General features: G+C 67.2%; 11 protein-coding genes and 1 pseudogene. 3 read left to right on the top strand and 9 right to left on the bottom strand.

Annotation, left to right across the window (positions count from 1 at the left end; all coding sequences use genetic code 11):
• Positions 1–124 precede the first annotated feature (124 nt).
• Both ABZV34_RS27370 and ABZV34_RS27365 read left to right on the top strand, forming a co-directional pair.
• Complete coding sequence (locus ABZV34_RS27370) at positions 125–8,713, top strand: ricin-type beta-trefoil lectin domain protein (RefSeq protein WP_356281961.1); 8,589 nt, start codon at positions 125–127, stop codon at positions 8,711–8,713.
• 129 nt (positions 8,714–8,842) lie between these two features.
• Entirely contained in the window at positions 8,843–9,265 is a 423-nt protein-coding gene (locus ABZV34_RS27365) for a hypothetical protein (RefSeq protein WP_356281958.1), read from the top strand.
• 81 nt (positions 9,266–9,346) lie between these two features.
• Here ABZV34_RS27365 and ABZV34_RS27360 read toward each other — a convergent pair whose 3' ends face one another.
• Positions 9,347–10,669, bottom strand: coding sequence for a tyrosine-type recombinase/integrase (locus tag ABZV34_RS27360; protein WP_356281955.1), 1,323 nt, complete (start codon positions 10,667–10,669; stop codon positions 9,347–9,349).
• A complete protein-coding gene (locus tag ABZV34_RS27355; protein WP_356281952.1) occupies positions 10,669–10,854 on the bottom strand; it encodes a helix-turn-helix domain-containing protein in 186 nt (61 codons plus the stop codon). Before ABZV34_RS27355 ends, ABZV34_RS27360 begins: the two co-directional genes overlap by 1 nt.
• A gap of 137 nt (positions 10,855–10,991) precedes the next feature.
• On the opposite strand from ABZV34_RS27355, the gene ABZV34_RS27350 reads away from it, so the two are divergent.
• On the top strand, positions 10,992–11,369 hold the full coding sequence (locus tag ABZV34_RS27350) for a hypothetical protein (RefSeq protein ID WP_356281949.1): 378 nt from the start codon (positions 10,992–10,994) through the stop codon (positions 11,367–11,369).
• A 137-nt stretch (positions 11,370–11,506) separates the two neighbouring features.
• Here ABZV34_RS27350 and ABZV34_RS27345 read toward each other — a convergent pair whose 3' ends face one another.
• From ABZV34_RS27345 to ABZV34_RS27315, 7 genes and pseudogenes are all read right to left on the bottom strand, one after another.
• The gene (locus ABZV34_RS27345) at positions 11,507–11,674 is read right to left on the bottom strand and encodes a hypothetical protein (protein ID WP_356281946.1); all 168 of its coding nucleotides are present in this window, start codon (positions 11,672–11,674) and stop codon (positions 11,507–11,509) included.
• A gap of 378 nt (positions 11,675–12,052) precedes the next feature.
• Complete coding sequence (locus tag ABZV34_RS27340) at positions 12,053–13,387, bottom strand: IS3 family transposase (RefSeq protein WP_356281943.1); 1,335 nt, start codon at positions 13,385–13,387, stop codon at positions 12,053–12,055.
• Positions 13,387–14,810: pseudogene (locus tag ABZV34_RS27335) on the bottom strand (amino acid permease). The gene ABZV34_RS27340 and the pseudogene ABZV34_RS27335 overlap by 1 nt, the downstream one beginning before the upstream one ends.
• A gap of 216 nt (positions 14,811–15,026) precedes the next feature.
• Positions 15,027–16,046, bottom strand: a complete 1,020-nt coding sequence (locus ABZV34_RS27330; RefSeq protein WP_356281940.1) for a hypothetical protein — start codon at positions 16,044–16,046, stop codon at positions 15,027–15,029.
• Positions 16,047–16,271: 225 nt separating this feature from the next.
• Positions 16,272–17,267: a thiopeptide-type bacteriocin biosynthesis protein gene (locus ABZV34_RS27325; RefSeq protein ID WP_356281937.1), complete on the bottom strand. Its 996-nt coding sequence runs from the start codon at positions 17,265–17,267 to the stop codon at positions 16,272–16,274.
• Entirely contained in the window at positions 17,249–18,481 is a 1,233-nt protein-coding gene (locus tag ABZV34_RS27320) for a lanthionine synthetase C family protein (protein ID WP_356281934.1), read from the bottom strand. The genes ABZV34_RS27325 and ABZV34_RS27320 overlap by 19 nt, the downstream gene beginning before the upstream one ends.
• Positions 18,478–19,449 (bottom strand): thiopeptide-type bacteriocin biosynthesis protein (locus tag ABZV34_RS27315; protein ID WP_356281931.1); only part of this gene is annotated, 972 nt, incomplete at its 5' end. The genes ABZV34_RS27315 and ABZV34_RS27320, both read right to left, overlap by 4 nt.

Genomic DNA, 19,449 nt, shown 5'->3' with positions numbered 1-19,449 from the left:
CTGCATGACCGCTCCTCAAGAGGGGCGTCTCGTTGGGGGTTTACACGTGAGTGGCAGACGGCGCTGGTTCGCGAGCACGTGGCACCGGAGATTCTTCGGTGGTCTGGGGCTGTGGATCATTCCGGTGGCTCTGTTCGCACTGCTGCTCCCGGTAGCGATCGCTTCAGGGTTCGGCATGCCGGGGTTCCTGGCCGGCCATTCCGACGACGGCTTCGGCCATCACGGTGGCTTCTCGTTCGACGGCAAGGCGTGGCGGCCCAAGAAGCTTCCCGCTACGAAAGCCGTAGGGGCACACCTCCTGCAGCCCAAGACACCCAAGCACCACCCCAAGGGCTACAAAGCACTGGGCGCGTACCGCGCGCAAACGGCCCACTGGCCCAAGGCGGGCACCGCCGTTGTCGACTTCACTCCCCAGGCCAAGTCCAAGCCGGTCAAGGCGGGTTCACTTCCCGTGTGGGTCGCGGATGCCGACACGAAGCCCGAGGTCGACTCCGTCCGGGTGCAGGCCGCATCGCACACCCAGACACTGCGCACCGGTGCCAACGGCATGCTCCTGGGCATCACCCCCGCCGGCACGACGACTGCCGGGAACCGGCTCAAGGTGGTCATCGACTACTCGGCGATCGCTCGCCAGTACGGCGGCGGTTACGGCTCCCGGCTGCAGCTGGTGCAGCTGCCCGGCTGCGCGCTGACGACCCCGCAGAAGCCGGAATGCCAGAAGGCCACCCCGCTGAAGTTCACCAACCGGGCCGCCGCTGAGCAACTGACGGCTACCGTCACCCTGGCCTCCGCTTCCGGCGACGACGACATGGCCGATCCCAAGGCGACTGACAGCACGACCAGTGCGACTCCGTCGGCGAGCGTCAACACCTCGCCGTCGCAGCCTGCCAGAACCGACGCCGCCACGCCGGACGCCGGTACGGAATCCCCGAAACCCGACCAGAGCACCGCATCCGCTAAGCCGTCCGAGAGCACGAGCGGGCCCTCGGCGATGTCAGAGCGCACCGCACCGCTGAGTGCCGTCGGCACCGCCAGCACCACGGCGCTCGCTGTGACGTCCGGTACCTCAGGCTCACAAGGTGATTACGGGGCGACGCAGTTGTCGGCCGCCGGTACCTGGCAAGCGTCAGCCACCGGCTCCTTCACCTACTCTTACCCGATCTCCGTGCCCGCTGCGATCGGCGGAAATGCGCCTTCCGTGGGCCTGGGCTACGACTCCCAGTCCGTCGACGGCGAGACCACTGCCCGTAACTCCCAGGCTTCCTGGGTTGGCGACGGCTGGAGCTATCAGGTCGGCTACGTCGAGCGGCGTTACCGCAGCTGCAGCTCACTGCTCGACTCCGACGGCAAGAAACTCGTCAAGGGCTCGGCGGACGAATGCTGGGGCGGGGACAACGCCACGCTCTCCTTCGGCTCCCACTCCGGTGTGCTGGTGCCCGACGGCGTTGACCCGAGCGTGGCTGGTGAGATCCGCCAATGGCGCATCCAGGGTGACGACGGCACGGTTGTCCAGGAACTGTCCGGCGCGGCCAACGGGCTGCACGACGGCGTCTACTACCGGGTCCTGACCACGGACGGCACGGCTGCCTATTTCGGTGCCGATCACTCACCCAAGGATCCCGGCACCAGCGTCGCTCTGCCTGCCGATCCAGCCGACGCTTCCACTCACTCTGCCTGGGGCGTCCCTGTTCTGCACCCGCGCTCCACGGACCCCTGCCACGACGATGCCAGGGGCAAGGCGTCGCAGTGCGACAAGCCCGAAGGATGGCGCTGGAACCTCGACTTCGTTGTGGCGCCGGACGGTTTTGTGCAGCGCTACGACTACACCACCGAGTCCAACTACTACGACCTCGGCGGCGGCCAGGCGGCTGCGACCGACGACCCTGACGACACCGGCTCCCTCACCTCCTACACGCGCGGCGGCGCGCTGACGCTGATCTCGTACGGCTACACGCTCGATGACGAGCAGGCCGGCCGCACACCGGCCGCCGAGGTGGACTTCGGGCTGGCCCAGCGCTGTCAGACCACCACTACGTTCACCGACTGCTCGGCGGACCACCTCAAGGACAGCACGGCCACGCACTGGCCGGACACGCCGTGGGACCTGCACTGCGATTCCACGGACAAGACCAAGTTGCCCGACGGCGCGACCACTGTCCCCGACGACGTCTGCATCACTGCCGGACCCAGCTTCTGGACCACGGCCCGTCTGGACTCCATCACCACCAAGGTCCACGTCAAGGCCACCGACCAGCTCACCGCGGTCGACACCTACAAACTGGGCCAGGTCTACTCGGACGCGGGCGGCACCGTCGACCCGGTCACGGGCACCACAGTGGACCCCAAGGACGCTGGAATGCTGCAGGCCGTGATGTGGCTGCAGTCCCTCCGTCACACAGGCAAGGGCACCTACGACAACGGCAACAGCGACATCGCGCTGAACCAGGTGTCGTTCACCGGAACCGAGATCGACAACAGGGTCAACGACGACTCCCCATCCGCACCCCCGCTGTACCGGCCACGAATCTCCAGCATTCAGACGGAGACCGGCGAGTCGATAGCTGTCGAGTACAACTCCGCCCCGTGCGCAGGCAAGACGCTCTCGATCTCGCACGCCGACAGCAACACCGAGTCCTGCTACCCCGTCTATTGGACCGTGCCCGGCGCCTCCAAACCGATCGCCGACTGGTTCAACAAGGCTACGGTCAACAGTGTCGTCACATCCGACCTGACGATCGCCGGCCAGTACAAGCCCGATGCCCAGAACAATCCGGCCGGCTCCGAAGCTCAGATATCCCACTACAGCTACTCGAGTCCGGCCTGGCACCGGGACGACGACGCACTCACCGACGACCAGTACCGCACCTGGGACCAGTTCCGCGGATTCCGCACCGTCACCGTCCAGACCGGGCAGGACCCGGAACCAGTCACCCAGCAGACCACCACTTATCTGCAGGGCATGGACGGCGACTACAGAGCGGACGGCACCCGCCGTTCCGTCACCGTCGACGCCAAGGTCGGCGGCAACACGGTGCTGAGCATCACCGATGCTGATCAACTAGCCGGAACCAACTTCCAGGACACCAGCTACACACAGGCCGGCGGCACGATCGACGCGGTCAGCATCAACGGCCCGTTCACCTTCAGCACCACGGCCTCCTCCGCCCAGACACCCTGGACGGCCTGGACTCAGGACGACAACCCTGGCGGGACGAAGCCCGACCCTTCCACTCTGCCTGACCTCACCGCCCACCGCATCAAGTCCAGCAGCAGCCTGCAGTACACGCTCCTCGCCAACGGCACGTGGCGGCACACCACGAACGACACCACCTACGACAGCCAGGGACGGCTGTCCACCGTCAACGCGCACGGTGACGGCGTCGACCCCAAGCAGGAGAAGTGCGCGACCACGGCCTACGCCGACCCGCCCTCGTCGAACACGATGATGCTTTCCTACCCCGACCGGGTCACCTCGGTAGTGGGTGACTGCTCCACCGCGGCAAGCGCGAGCAGCCTCCTGACGGACAAGAAGATTTATTACCTCGGTGACGGTACCCCCAGCAGCCTGGGTACCTTCGGGAAGGTTTCCGCCTCCGGCGAGTCAACCGCGACGCAGACGGCCACCAGCTACACCGGCACGACCGAGAACTGGCTGACCACCTCGGCCATGACCTACGACGGCGCTGGCCGAGTCACCGACGCCTACGACGCCACCGGACAGAAGACGCACACCGACTTCAGCCCTGCCTGGAGCACCTCCGGCGGTAACACCAACGCCCTTGGCGAGAACTCCACGAACAGCAAGGGCTGGAAGGTCACCTCCACGCTCGACGCCCTGCGCGGGGCCACCCTGGAGAGCGTCGACGCCAACGGCCGCAAGACCGACATGACCTACGACGCGCTCGGCCGGCGCACCGCGGTGTGGCTCCCTGGCCGGGACAAGGCCGGCAGCCAGAGCGCGGACCGCACCTTCGCGTACTCCATCAACCCCGGCGCCGTCCCCGCGCCGGGCGACACCATCACCCAACCGGGCGCGCCGACGTCCGTCACGTCGAAGTCACTGCGGGACGACGGCACGTACGCGACCTCCGTCACGATCTACGACGGCATGCTCCAGCCCCGTCAGACTCAGGCCACCGCCATGGGCGACTCCAACTCCGGCCGCGTCATCTCCGACACCTTCTACGACTCCCACGGCTGGCAGGCATCCTCCTACGCGCCCTACTCGGAGCCGACCACCTTCCCCTCGACCACGCTGTACGCAGCGAACGAGAACCAGATTCCCTCGGAGACCACCACCACCTACGACGGTGAGGGCCGGACCCTGAAGGAGACCCTCTGGCACCAGGCCGTTGAGCAGTGGCACACCTCCACCAATTACCCGGGCGTCGACGAGGTCGACACCACAGCACCGGCCGGAGGCCGCTCCACCGCCTCCTTCACCAACGCAGTAGGCCAGACCACCAGCACGGTCGTGAAGAACACCGGCTCCACCGTCACGCTGACCGGCGGCTCGGTCATCCCCTCGGGCACGTCCCTCACCTCTGACAGCGTGCGCCTGACGATGCAGTCCGACGGCAACCTCGTCCTGTCCGCTCTCTCGACCGGCGCGACCATCTGGTCCTCCGGCACCTCCGGCCACGCCGGTGCCTGGGCCAAGTTCGGCACCGACGGCAACCTGGTCATCTACAGCACGGCCGCGGCCCAGCTGTGGACCACCGGCCTGACCGCCACCACCGGCGCCACCTTCCAGGTCCGTAACGACTCCACCGCGGCCGTCGTCGCCTCCAACGGCACCACCATGCTGTGGAAGCAGGGCACCGCAGGCGCCGTCGCCGCCGCGGACGCCACCACCAAGTACACCTACACCCCCGCCGGCCAGGTCGACACGATCAAGGACAACGCGGGCAACGCCTGGTCCTACACCTACAATCTGCTCGGCCAGAAACTGACCCAGACCGACCCGAACACCGGCAAGACCACGTTCGACAAGTACGACATCGCCGGCAACCTGCTGCAGACCACCGACTCCCGCGGCCAGGCGATGTCCTTCACCTACGACTGGGACAACCGCCCCACCGCCGAGTACGCCGCCGCTTGGTCGTCCGCCCCCGATCAGTCCAAACTGCTGGTCTCCCACGTGTACGACACGCTGCAGAAGGGCTACCCGACCTCAGCCACCCGCTACGTCGGCGGCGCCTCAGGAACCGCCTACACCCAAGCCGTCACCGACTACAACACGGCCTACCAGCCGCTGGGCACCACACTGACCGTCCCGTCGTCCGACGGCTTCGCCGCCGCAGGGCAGACCAGCGCACCCACCTCCGGCAGCGTCACCTACAGCTCGACCAACCGCTACACCGACACCGCCGGCCTACTGTCCACCACGCACTTCCAGGCCGACGGCAACCTACCGGCCGAGGACATCGACTACGGATACACCCAGCAGGGCAACCTCGACGGCATCGGCGGCTTCATCAACTCCGCCAACACCCCCGCGTACCTCGACACCGCCGTACACGATGCATTCGGACGCGTACTCCAGGCCGACTACGGCCGTAGCGGCAAAGAACTGGCGACCTTTGCCCAGTACGACGCAACCACCGGACGCGTCACCCAGACCAGCAGCATGCTGCAGACGTCCACGACTGCTCTGGACGTCACCAACCTGCGCTACAACCAGGCCGGTGAACTCACCGCCGCCGACGACCTGCAGGACAACACCAGCCACGACACTCAGTGCTTCACCTACGACTCCTTCCAGCGGCTGACCGCCGCCTGGACGGACACCGCTAGCATCACCAACTCCGGCGCGGCCACACCCGGAGCGGTCGGTGGGTGCACTACCGCACGGGTACAGACCAGCACCACGTCCCCCATCAAGACCACCACCGTCGGTGGCCCCGCCCCTTACTGGCAGACCTACACCTACGACCAACTCGGCGACCGCACCGGCACCGTCAACCACGATGCGACCGGCAACGCCCTCAACGACACGACACAGGCCATCACCTATCCCGGCACCAACGGCACGGCGCCCGCCACCCTTCCCGACCAGGCAGGAACGGCCACCCTCACCAACCCGGCCGGTACAGCGACCATCGCCTCGACCTACACCGACCCGGCATACGGCAACGTGAACGCTGGCGACACCATCAATCGCAAGGTGACCACCACCGGCCCGTTGACCAGCTCCTTTACGATTACCGGCGGCGTCAAGCGATGCGTTGACGACGCAGGCGGCTCCACCACGGCCGGGGCCAAGGTACAGGTCAACACCTGCAACGGTGCTACCAGCGAGAACTGGACGATCGGCTCCGACGGCACCGTGAAGGTCCTCGGCATGTGCCTGGACACCACCGGCAACGCCACCACCAGCGGCACCCTCGTGGTGATCGACACCTGCAAGACCGACGCCACCCAGAAGTGGAAGGTCACCACCACCGGCACCCTGGTCAGCGCCGCCAACACGGCGATGTGCCTGACCGACCCGGCCGCCTCCGCCACCACCGGCACCCAGCTGACCCTCACCACCTGCGGCGGCACCGGCCAGACCTGGACCAACGCCGCCACCGGCGCCATCCCCGCAGGCCAGAGCCAGACCTTCACCTACGACGCCGAGGGCCGCACCGCCACCGTCGCCACCACCTCCGGCAGCCACACCAACACCAGCAAGTACCTCTACGACGCCCAGGGCGGTGTCCTCGAGCAGACCGCCGCGGTCGACGGGCTCGACAAGACCCGCGTCCTCTACCTCTTCGGCGGCGCAGAGCAGATCACCCTCAACGTCTCCGCCAAGACCTGGACCGGCCTGCGCAACATCACCGGCCCCGACGGCACCACCGTCACCCGCTCCAGCACCGGCACCGTCACCTACCAGGTCGCCAACGGCCAGGGCACCGCCGTCACCGCGGTTGACGCCTCCACTCTGGCGGTCACCCGTCGCTCCTTCGACCCCTTCGGCAACCCTCGCGGTACCAAGCCCAGCACATGGGTCGCTGCGGACGAGAACCACAGCTTCCTCGGCCAGCCCGCCGACCCCGTGACAGGCCTCGACCTCCTTGGCGTCCGCAACTACGACCCCATGCTGGGCCGCTTCCTCAGCCCCGACCCGGTCTTCGAGGCCGGCGACCCCAACCAGATGGGCGGCTACACCTACGCCGGCGACAACCCAGCCAGCGCATCCGACCCGAGCGGCCTGATGCTGGCCATGGACGGCGTCGGAGGAGGCTGTAAATCGGATTGCGCTGCGGCCAACGACAAGGCCGCCGGGGTCACCACCACGTCCAGTGGTAAGCACAAGCACCACAGCAGCGGAGGCTGCTCGGGCTTCTGGGGATGCGCAGGACACTACTTCAAGAAAGCCCTCCCGGTCGCCGAGAAGGTCGCGACCGTGGTTGCGGTCGTCGCCGTGGTCGTGGTGGTGGTTGTAGCGGTCGCCGCGTGCACCGAGACTGTAGTCGCAGCCCCCGCGTGCGTCATGGCGGCAGGCGAAGCAATCGGAGCGGTCGGTGGATTGGCCGGTGGCGCGGACTGTATGGCCATGGGCTGCGGTGGAGGCGAATCCCTAGGCGGAGAGGAAGCCGACTCACCACCCGCAGCAGGCGGTGCCGGTGAGGCCGGCGAGGCTCCGAAGGCTTCCGCCGACGCCGCACCGCACGAGGCAGGAAGCGGCTCGGGCGATGCCGCGGCCGCGTCGGGCGCGGGCAAGGAATCAACCAAGGACTCCGCAGGTACCAATGCCGCGGCACCCAAGAAGGCCAACTCCCAAGACGAGGCGACGTCCTCGAGCAGGGCCGCAGCCGCCCCGGACGAACCCAGCATTGGCAACTCAGGAACCACGGCCGAAAGTGCTGGCAGGGGCGACCACGAGCAGTGCAGCTTCTCGCCCGAGACACCCGTCCTCATGGCAGGCGGCAAAACCAAGGCCATCGGCAAGATCAAGACTGGTGACAAGGTCGAGGCGGCTAATCCCAAGACGGGAAAGCACCAGGGCGCACGCATAGTTCAGTACGTCTGGATCAACCACGACAAGGATCTGCTCGACGTCACCGTTCGGGACAAGCACGGCCACACTGCGACTCTCCACACCACTGCTAACCACCCGTTCTGGGACGACACCACCCACACCTGGAAATCGGCTGGCGAACTTCGTCACGGCGATGCCCTCAACGCGACTGACAACGGCCACGCATACGTCGTATCCACTCGGCTCACGCCCGGTACTGCGAACCGCTGGAACCTCACGGTCCAGGAACTCCACACGTACTATGTACTGGCCGGTAGCACGCCGATCTTGGTCCACAATACTAGTTGCAGTATCGTCGATACGAACGGAAATGCAATTGCAAAGCCGGATGCCTTGGGTTCCCGCCTACTTCAGCATGCGAACACAGCAGCAGCCGAGTGGGATAGTGGCACAATTGGATATTCGGCAAAGGATCTCGCGCGGATTGCACGAAGGCCCAGTCGGGCTAACACCATCAAGGGAAATATCCTCGATGCTCGTGTGAAGGATCTCGCCGATGCCGATCCATCGCTCGGTGATCTATTCTCCACTCCGAATGGCATGCCCGGCCCGGACTGGATCAATACCGGTACGAGCGTCCCAGGTATTGGCTGGTATGATCTGACCACTCCGCGCATGTGGGGTCAGCATGTCTTTGACTATGGTCCGAGATATGGCCCAGGGGTTGGAATCCTTTGGCAGTGATGCCGGGCTTCCCTATTTGACAAAGTCAGCTGGCTCCGGAAGGTGTCAAGATCCTGGGCGCTCGCCCCACGAGTGCCCAGGCCCACCTGGCCGAAGAGCCTTTGCGAGCGGATTGCGGAGTGTGAGTTCATGAGCAACATTGTCAAGTTCTTCGTTGCAACGAACGATGGAGCGATTGACTCCCTTCGCATCGGCCCTGACTCGTCATTGGATAGCATTACCTTTGGGAATTTCGACGCCGAAGAGGCTATTTTGGATTGGGAGTCCCGCCTTAGTGGAGTCCCATTCGAATCACTAGTGGAGAGCGATTTGCCCGAGGTGGTCGAGGAGAGTGACGAGGGGGCGCTGGTTCTGAGGCTTTCGGAGTCGCTTGTAGATTCCCTTGGTCGGGCTTCTGCATCCCAGATCCTAGATTTGGCTTCTTGGTGGGCAAGCGAAGAAAAGGCAGGGAAAATCGAACCTGCTATCGCTGCCGGTATCTTGCAGGGGCTTGTCGAATTGATCCGGGAAGAACGAAGGTCTGGCATGTTCGTGTATTGCTGGACGAGTTAGTGCAACTGCGGTGAAGCGGCCCCATCAGAACGTTTTCGATGGGGCCGCTGGGGTGTTTGACGGCAGTAGTTGACGGCAACATCAGTGGACGGGTGCTGCACGAGCGGGGGGTTCGTCGCCGTCGTCGGGTCGGACGGCAGGGTCGGCGGGGTGCCGGAGGGCGTTGCCGAGGAGGTCGATGGCGTCGCGCTGAAGGCGGAGTCGGACGTGGGCGTACACGGTCGCGGTCACCCCGATGTGCGCATGACCGAGGAGCTCCTTGATCACGACGAGTTCGACGCCTTGCTCCAGGAGGAGGGTTGCCGCCGAGTGCCGGAGATCGTGAAACCTGATGCGTCGCAGGGCAGCTCGGCGGAGTAGGGCGTTGAAGTGCCGGGTCAGGGTGCTGCCCTCGATGGGGTTGCCGTCGGGCCGGGTGAAGACGTAGCCGCTGGCCTTCCAGCCCGTCCCTGCAGCCTGGCGCTCCCGGGCCTGCCGTTCGCGGTGTTGTTTGAGGGAGCGCAGGCACTCGGTGGGCAGCGCGATGCGCCGTTCGGGGCTGTGGGTCTTGGTGGGCAGGGCAGTGAGGCCGGCGGAGTTGGTGCGCTGGAGGGTGCGGCAGATGCTGGCGGTCGCGCCTGCGAGGTCGAGGTCTTCCCAGCGCAGGCCGAGGAGTTCGCCCTTGCGCAGTCCGGTGCGCAGGGCGAGTTCGAACAGTGCGCTGAGCCGGTGACCGTCGACGGCCATGAGGAAGGTACGCGCTTCCTCGCCGGTGAGGGGTTCGAAGCGGCGAGGTCGGGGTGTGCCCATGCGGACGTTGCGGGCGACGTTGCGCGGGATCTCCTCCTCGCGGACGGCGTGCTCCAGGGCAGATTTGAGGACGGAGTGCACGTAGGCCAGCGTCAGCGGTGAGAGTCGCTTGCGGCAGCACGTTCCGGCGGCGCAGCACTGGGGCTGGTCGCGGTTGGTGTCGAGGCCGCGTGCGCAGCACTGGCAGGTGGTGCGGAGCTGGTCGAGCCAGGTGCGGACGTCCTTGGCGGTGAGCTTGGCAAGCTTCTTCCGGCCCAGGCCGGGGATGACGTACAAGCGGACGCAGGCGGTGTATCGGGTGTGGGTGTTCTCGCGGAGCCGGTGGACGGCAACGGTCTCCAGCCAGTACGTGAGGAACGCCGCGACGCTGCCCTGTGCCGAGGGGGCGGCAATGCCGCGGTTGCTGGTGGCGACCTTCTCGGTCAGCAGGGCGAGCGCCTCCTTCCGGGTGGTGCCGTAGACGTGGATGCGCTTGCGGGTGTCGCCTGCGGCGAGGACGTATCCGGCGGCTTCCCAGCGGCCGTCTTTGCGCTGGTAGACGGTGCCGTCGCCGTTGGCGCGGACCCTGCGCGAGCCGGTGCTGGTGGAGGTGGGGTTGGTGTCGGGGTTGGTCATCAGGCTGCCTGTTCGAGTTGGTGGTGGACGAGGGCGGTGAGGGCGTGGGTGGGGATGCGGCGGGCGCGGCCGATGGTGATGGAGGCGAGTTGCCGGGTGCGGATGAGGTCGTAGACGGTGGAGCGGCTGATCTTCAGTCGGGCCATGACCTCCGGGACGGTCAGGAGTTCGGCGTCGGCGGTCACCCGGTCACCTCCGCCGGGGTAGCGGCGGTCAGCGGGTCAGTGGAGTGACCGGCCCGGTCACTCGCGCGTCGCGCCTTCCGTGGATGCGCTGCCTGGCCGGTCCGGGGCTTCGATACAGCGGCCAGGAGGTCGGAGAGGTGGGCGAGTTCGGGCAGGAGGCCGCTTTCCGCGCCGACGCCCAGCTCGACCGGGTGGCGCAGACTGCGGCGTCGCACGGCTATTCCGCGGCCGACATCAATCAGATCTACAACCACCTGTTCGTCGAATCGCATCAGCTCGACGCGGGAATGCTGCGATTCGACGCCAATCCGCGTATCGCCAGGGCCTGGGAACGCCTCCAGAACGGAAATCCGCATCCCAGCGATTTCGATCTGCTCGCGCATGAACTGTACGAGTCGAACTGGATGCGTCAGCACGGCGACCGTAACTATCGCCGCGCCCATCAGGCGACCTTGGACGCTGGCCACACCTGGGACGAACATGCGCCCGCGGCGGACGGCATAGGGTTCAGGTGATCAAATCCGTGGCGCGAGCGAACTGGTGGGAATCTCCGTGACAGCATCACTGACGTGCAGGAAGATCCGATCTCTCGAAGCTGGATTCGTCTACGCCTGGGAAACTGCAGAAGGTGTCACCGGGCCGAAGCACATCCTCAGTGGAATGCCAAGAGGCCGTCCTGCTCGAGTGGCTGGACAACCCGGACAACTTGATTCCCGTCCAGGTTTTCGTAGTAGAGGTTCGCCGTCACGGTGGCGAGTGCGTCGAGCTTGCCCTGCAGCTCGGTCGCCCTGGTGGTGGCATCGCGGAGCCTTTTGCGCAAGTCAGCGATTGTTTCGTCGCGTTGGACTTCTCCGGGCGTACGGAGCACAGGGCGGGCGACTGGGCGTTCCACTCGTCCAGGATCGCCTCGGCCCGGTGGACGGTGGCGTGGCTGACTTTCGCCTCGCGTGCCAGGTTCCCCTTGGTCAGCGCTCCGTCGGTGTGCAGCGGCTCGCCGGCCAGCAGTCGGGCCATGGCCTCGCGGAGCTTCGGCCGTGGGGGCGTTCCACAGACAGTGGTTGACCGTGCCCAGGTGTAGATCGGTGGGATTACTCCAGCCACGGTCCCGATGCGGGCAGGGCGGCGATGCGGCCCTGCCCTTGGGCGGACGTCTTCTTCAGCTGGACCGGCATCAGGCGTTCTCCTTCATCTTGTCGAATCACGCGCACCTACTGGTAGGCGCCACGTCACCACCCGAGGTCGCCGCGGCCAAGAAGCTGGTCTCCCTTCTGCAGGCCCGCCGGGCCGGGAAGGTCATCGCGGTCGGTCCCGGGTCAGGTGTGGCCGGCGCCGCGTCATCGGCGGTGGTGGTCGCCCTCCAGGGCCGCGGCTGGCACGGCACCAGGCCGAGCTCGCGCATCAGCGCGCGGACCAGTTCCGCTCCGGCCTGCACGTTCATCCGCTGCAGCGCGGCGTGGACACGTCGGTAGCCGTAGGTCTCGTGTGAGTCGGAGAAGACCTGGAGGATGACGGCCCTCAGTTCCGCGCGGCGCTTCGCGGTGGCCGACAGCGGCCTCGATCTCCAGTGGTAGAAGCCCGACGTGGATACTCCCGCCCAAGTGCACATCTGCTGCACGGGAAAGTTGCCGGCCTCGCCGTCGATGAACTCGTACTTCTCCGTCACCGGTATTCCTGGGCGAAGAAGGCCACCGCTTTTCCCAGGAACTCGGTCTTCATCCGGAGTTCCCGGTTCTCGCGTTCCAGTTCGCGCAGGCGGGCGCGTTCGCTGATGTTCAGAGCAGGCTCCTCTCCGGCGTGCTCCTGCCGGTACCGGCTGACCCAGGTGCCCAGTGTCGCAGGCGCGCATCGGATCCCCGTAGGGCCAGGTGACTTCGATCTGCCCAGGTGCGCCTTCGGTCTTGATGGCTTCGACGGGTGCGTCGGCCTGGTGGAGGGCGTGCTGGAGGTCGTGGAGGAATGCGGTGAGGGCTGGGGGGTGGTCGAGGGCGTAGTCGAGGTTGTGGGGTGAGACGGGTACCAGGTTGTGGTAGCCGTTGTGGTGGATGCGGTGCGGGTTGCCGCGGTAGAGGAGGAACTCGCTCTCGATGCCGACCCGGGCTTGAAAGCCGAAGTCGGCGAGGTGGGCGATCTGCCGGCGGAGCATCTGGCGGGGCGCGACTTCGATGGGGGTGCCGTTGTGGTGGTGTGCGTCGGCGAGGAGGAGTGCGGTGTGGGGAAGGTAGCTGAGGCGTCGGATGGTGGTCGGGTCGGGGACGGCGGTGAGGTCGCCGTAGCCGTCGTGCCAGCCGGTGAGCCTAAACCCGTTGAGGGGGGTCATGTGGGCGTCGGAGGCCAGGATGTAGGCGCACATCTCGGCACCCGACTGCATCCGTGTGAGGAAGTGGGAGGCGTCGAAGGTCTTGCCCTTGAGACGGCCCATCAGGTGCGGGACGCCGAGCATGATCGTTTTGATGTCATGGGCCCGGACGAACTCGTCGAGCCGGTCTCGGGTCAGCGGCCGGCTGGCGGCGGCGGTGTTGGTCGGGTCGGTCATCAGAGCACGTCCTGGGCGAGAGCGACGTTCTGCGCGGCAGTACCGAGTGACGGAACCTTGTAGTCCCGCCTGCCCTTGGTGATCCAGGTGAGCCAGGCCAGGAGCAGGACCACGGCGAGCGCTGCGCCTGCGTAGTTGAAGGATTCGGCGGTGATCGGGGAGGCCTGGGGGAGGCAGAACACGACGGTCAGCACGATGACGTAGAGGACAGAGACGAGGCCGAGGGGGCGGCTGAAGACGCCGAGGTGCCAGGGGCCGGGCTGGAAGCGGCGGCCGGCGCGGAGGCGGAGGTAGACGGGGATGGCGTAGGCGGGGGTGATCCCGATGACGTTGATCGCGGTCACCGCGGCATACGCGGTCGGCGAGTACAGGCTCGGCAGGGCGAGGAGCAGGGCGGCACTGACGGACAGCCAGACGGCGGCGATGGGGGTGCGGGTGCGGTGGCTGACTCGCCGCCATGTCGTCGAGAACGGGAGGGCGCCGTCGCGGGAGAACGCGTAGACCATGCGGGAGGCGGCGGCAGTCTCGGCGTTGCCGCAGAACAACTGCGCGATGATCACGACGAGGAGCAGTCCCTTGGCCGTGCCGGTGCCGAGGACGTCGATGAAGATCTGTGCCGGGGGCACTCCGGTGGCGGTGGTGAGGGTGGTGTCGTAGTTCTGGATGGCGAAGAGCAGTCCGGCGAGGAGGACGAAGCCGGCGGCCCAGGACCAGGCGATGGAGCGGACGATGCCGCGGGGCGCCGCTATCTGCGCCTGGGTGGTCTCTTCGGAGAGGTGGGAGGAGGCGTCGTAGCCGCAGAACGTGTAGGCGGCGAGGAGGCAGCCGAGGGCTGCGACGTAGACGGGGTGGGTGAAGCCGGTGCCGTTGTTGTAGTGCCCGAACACGAACGACGCGGACTGGTGTTGGGCGGGGGCGAGGGTGAGGGTTCCGACGATCAGTGCGACGCCGGCGAGCTGCCACCATACGGAGATGCTGTTCAGCACGTTGACGAGGCGGACTCCGGCGGCGTTGAGGGTGCCGTGCAGGACCAGGATGCCGGCGAAGATCAGGATGGTGGTTTCGGGTGTGGGGGTGAGGCCCCATTGGAGGCTGGCGAACGCGCTGACGAACAGGGCGCAGCCGTAGTCGATGCCGGCGATGGCGCCGAGCAGGCCCAGGAGGTTGAGCCAGCCGGTGACCCAGGCCCAGCGGGGTCCGCCGAGGCGGTGGGCCATGTAGTAGAGGCCGCCGGAGGTGGGGTAGGCGGAGGTCACCTCGGCCAGACACATTCCTAACAGGAGGGTCATGGCGCCGATGCCGATCCAGCCCCAGATCATGATGGCGGGGCCGCCGGTGTTCAGGCCGTAGCCGAAGAGGGTCATGCGCCGGCCAGGATGCAGATCACGCTGAAGCTGATCGCGAAGTTCCCGAATACTCCCATTCGGCGGGCCAGTTCGGGCTGGTAGCCGTGTGCGCGCAGGGCGGCTTCATCGTCGAGGCGGGCATGGGCAGCTTTTCTTGCAGACAACGGACAAATCCTTTACTGGTAAGGGGTTCTATTTGGTGACGGGAGGTGTGGTGGTGTGGGCTCTGGAGAGCCGGACGGTTTCGACAGGGAGCTGGATCCCGCGGGCGTGCCGGACAGGGGCGGGCATGGTCAGCGGTGGTTGAGGGCTCTGTTGCGGGCGGAGCGGAAGTCGTCCATCCACCAGTCGGGGTTCGTGCCGACGTGCGCCCAGGGGGCGGGGGTGGCGTAGGGGCCGATCGTGGTGAACACGTCGGCGGCATAGCCCACGCCGGTAGCTGTAGCGGCATGTGCGAGATGGTTCAGATCCGTGAGGGAACGGACGTCAGGGAGTTGCTGCTGGTGGCCAGCCGCAGCTGGCTGCATGGTCGGGGTGGGGGCGTTGAACCACCACTCGAGCCCTCGCCGCGCGTAATGCGCTTTCTCCTCGGTTGCCCAGAAGGCGATCACGCTCGCGGAACGGCCGTGTGCGATGGAGCGCCGGTAGTGGTCCACGAACGCATACAAGGGCAGCAGCGTCACCGCGGCGCCTTCGGGTGCGGTGCTGGCCACCCACAGGGCGAAGTCCAGGTCGCCTGTTCCGCGGGCCTGCAGAACCTGCAGGGTCCGGTGGTAGGCCTCACGGTTGTAGGGGTCCCGGGCGTGCACCCAGTTCAGCAGCGTCCACGGTCCCGGGGGCAGGAAACGATCACGGTGTTCGACCCAGTTCAGTGGATCGTGCGGCCACGATCGGTCCACGTCGGTCTGCGCCAGAGCAAGAAGACAGACACCCGGGACCGGGTCTGCCGGCCACAGGCTTGCCGCGGTCCGGCACGCCTGATTCGCCGCGTATGTGGCGCGGCGCAAGTCATCGCCCCGCATACCGTCGCGGAAGGCGTGCATGGCCCGCTGGGTGAGTACGCGGGCCCACATCATCATCGCGTTGGCGTTGTCGGGTTCCTCTTGCCGCCAGGCCTCGATGGCGTGGCTCTGGGCGGCACCCACGGCCAGGACTTGACTGCGCGCGGTGCGCAGCGCCCAGTTCGTGGCGGTCGTGCGGAGGAGTTGTTGCGCTGAAAGCCAGCGGTCCAGCTGCAGGTCTTCCATCGCGAGCCGCAGTTCGTGGTCGCGGCCCGCGGAGTGGACGATCAGATCCGTCACTGCGGTGGGCATCAGCGCGCCTCCGAGTAGACGGGTGCGGATCTGGTCGCCGGTAAGGCGGGGGTGGGTAGGGGGGACATGGTCGGGTGTCCTCAAGAGGGGGTGGTGGAGCCGCCGGGCCGCGTAGAGCGGAAGCCCTGTTTCTTGGGGGAGCCGTAGCAGTTGCGGTCCGTGGCCGATCGGGGGGCATGGTGATGCGTGATGGGGCAGGAGGAGTAGGCGTCGCAGGGAGCTGGTCTACGTGCCGTTCTCGCTGGCGGTGTGCAGGGTTGCGGCCCGGGCTGCCCAGGCCAGCATGCTTTGCCCGCGTAGGGACAGGCCGATTCGATTCCAGTGGAAGAGGACGTGGTAGCTGAGGACCTGTCTCAGGCCGCGGTCGAGTGTCCCGGATTGGACGGCGTCGCTGAGCGCTTGACCCGTGCGGTGGTAGGCGGCTGCCCATTCGGCGACGGGTTCCAGCGGACCGCCGGCGCACATGAGTTCGTCGCTGTCGGCGAGGAGCAGGGGTCGGATCTCCTGGGCGCCGGCGTTGAGCCGGTCTGCTGGAACATCGCTGAGGGCGGAGCGGTGTTCAGTGGTGATGACGCGATGCCAGACGTCTCCCTGCTCGTACCACTCCAGTCCGGCGGCTCGCATCATGATCGTGCAGAGGAGAACGGACAGTTCTCTCGGTCCTACGCCCAGGTCGCCGCGATGTCTCAACTGTTGTGCTTGTCGGCTGTCGACGACGAACAGGCGGTGAGCTGCCGTCATGCTGCTCGGGCCCCCGAACGCCACTGTTTCCGGTTCGTAGATGCCGGGCCACCAGCGTTGCAGGTGTGCGTGGGCGACGAGTTGGTCGAAGCCGTCGTTGAGGCTGAGTTTGAGGCCAGTCGTGGGCTGTAGGTGGAGGCGCAGGCGCCAGCAGGGGTGTTTTCTGGTGTACCACCAGCCGTCGATGGTGCCCGCGTCCTCTGCCTCCCGCAGGAGGGGCAGGACGTGAGTGGTGAAGATGGCGTCGGTGTTCGCCCAGTCGGTGAAGTGGAGGTAGACCTGCCACCAGCCGGTCGTTGCGGTGTGGCGGTCCAGGGCCTGGCGGCCGGCCTGGTCGTAGACCGTGATGGCGTCGGACAGGATCACGGGGTCCATCCGGAACTGGTGAGCGGCGTCGGCGATCGGTAGGCCGCTGAGGACTGCACGGACCGCGCGATGGGTCGGGCTCGGATCGGTCTGGATCAGTTGATCAAGAGACATGCGTCCCATCCGGTGATTGGCGCCTGCTGCGAGGCGAACGTGGTGAGGGCGAGCGCGGTGCCGGCGGCGCCGTTGATCAGGCCCGTCTCCGGGGGTCCGCCGGATTGGGCCTGCGCGGCGAGCGTGGTTCCGAGCCGCTTGGGGAGGACTCGGAGGCGGGGGTCGATAGCGTCGGCGGCTGCACGGACGGCGGTCTGGTAGATACCTGCCCAGCCGTGACACAGGCCGGTGTCGGTGACGCGGGCGAGCTGCACGGGGTCGGTCAGAGCCCGGAACAGGGCATCTTCGTAGAACGCCTGGAGGTCACGAGCCCGCAGAGCGAGTCCGGCGAGTTGCCCGGCGCGCGCGATGCCCGTTGTGCCGTAGCACCAGCTTGGCCTGGCCGGAGCGTTGTGGTGGGGCCGTCCGCGGTCGAGGTCGCGGCGCGAGATGTGCTCGGGCCACCAGGGGCCGGCTGGGCTGTTCTGGCACCAGTCGCCGAGGTGTTCGCAGATGGTCCACATGGCCTCTCGATGGGCCCTGACGGTGATGCCGCGGCGCAGGGCCTGGGCCAGGAGGAGGAGTGGGCCGGTGATGCCGTGTGCGGCGCCGAAGTTTCCGTGCCCGCCGGGGAAGTGAGGGGATTCGCCGCGGGCGGGGTCATGGCTGACCCACCAGCCGGGCAGGCCGCGATCGTCGGGAGCGAGCGGGCGGGTCAGGGTGACGAGGTACTGAAGGATCCGCTCCAGTGCTGTGCCTTCGGGCTCGGTGCGCAGCAAGTATGTCCCCAGGCCGGTGAGGCCGTAGAAGAGGTCGTACTCCCTGAAGGTGGGCAGGTCGCGCTTGCGGACACGGGTGAGCGCTGCGTCGACCCTGCGATGGGCGAGATCGGTGATGTGCTGGTGGAGGGTCTTGCGTGCCGGGTCGTAGAGGTGCTGGAAGGGAGGGGGGACGGTGGTGAGGAGGAAGCCGATGGCGGGGGCACCGAGGAAGAGGCCCGTGGTGTCGGCGGCGGTGAGGGGCCCGGCGGCTGCGGCGGTGATCCATTGGTGGGCGGCCCGCCAGGAGCCGCCGAAGCGGCTGGCCATCTCGGCGTGAAGGAGGCTGATACCGGCGGCGCCGTCGGCAAGGGACTGAGCGGCCCAGGGTTCGTTAGGGGGCGGCGGAGCGGGTGTGGTGAGACGGGCCGTGTACTGCTCCAGGATTGCCGCGGCGGTGGCGGCCGGCGCCGTCACCGGTTCGTCATCCGGTGCGTAAGGGCTGCGGTCCGTGCGAGCCGCAGTGTGACCTCTTCGGCGCTCGGGTTCACGCCCAGGGCTCGGACATGGTGCTGGTGCAGGAGAGTCCGGGCGACGGCAAGCGGGTCCCGGTCTTCGGCCAGAGTGGTCCGGTAGACGCGCAGGGCGACGGCGCGGGTCCGCCATGCTTCGGCGACGTGAGAGCCCCCGGGAAGGGCTGAGAGAGCGGATGTCCCTCCGGGCGCGGTGAGTGCGAGTACCTGGTCCCGCAGAGTGCGGTCCAGTCGTCCTGTGCCCTGGGGGAGCTTGTGTACAAGCCAGTCCTCGGCCCGAGTGGGATCAGGTGCGAGGTGTGTGACGAGGTCGAAGGCGCTGGCTGCGGTGAGGGCCTGCGGGGCGAAGTCGGAGGTGTGCCCTGCGAGGTCGATCTGGGTGAGGGCGGCGGCGGAGTCGGCCGCGAAGACCTGGTGCGCGGCGTCCATGGCCTCTGCGTGGCCGTAGCGCCCGGTCTGCGGTTGATAGGTGGCCAGGACAAGTCCTGACGACAGGCGGAGGGTATGGAGACTGCTCGCCCATGTGTGGGTGTGTTCAGCCGCGGCGCCGTACGTGCCGCGCGGCAGATGCAGCGTGAGGTCGAGGTGCTGGCCGGCGTCGGGGCGGGCCATCTCCCGGTACCGGGTGAACCACCAGGTCGGCGGCAGGTCGCCGAATGCGGCGAGGAGGCAGGGCAGGTGTTGGCTCAGGATTTCGTCGTAGCGCTGCGGGTGGGCATGGAGCTGGGCATGAAGAACGTCGCCGGCGCCGGGAAGACGACGCCCGGTGAAGGCTGACGTGGTCGCGCGCGGTCGGGGTGCGCTGGTGGTCTCGTGCTGGGGGTGGCCGAGGGAGAGCCATATCTCGTGCGCTCGTCCGATCCAGCCGTGGGCGTCGCCGTCCGGTACCTCGCGCAGCTCCAGGCGCTGGGC

Source organism: Streptomyces sp. NPDC005195, from assembly GCF_040608315.1.
Classification (GTDB): Bacteria; Actinomycetota; Actinomycetes; order Streptomycetales; family Streptomycetaceae; genus Streptomyces; species Streptomyces kaempferi.
This window is presented reverse-complemented; position numbering and strand designations above follow the sequence as displayed.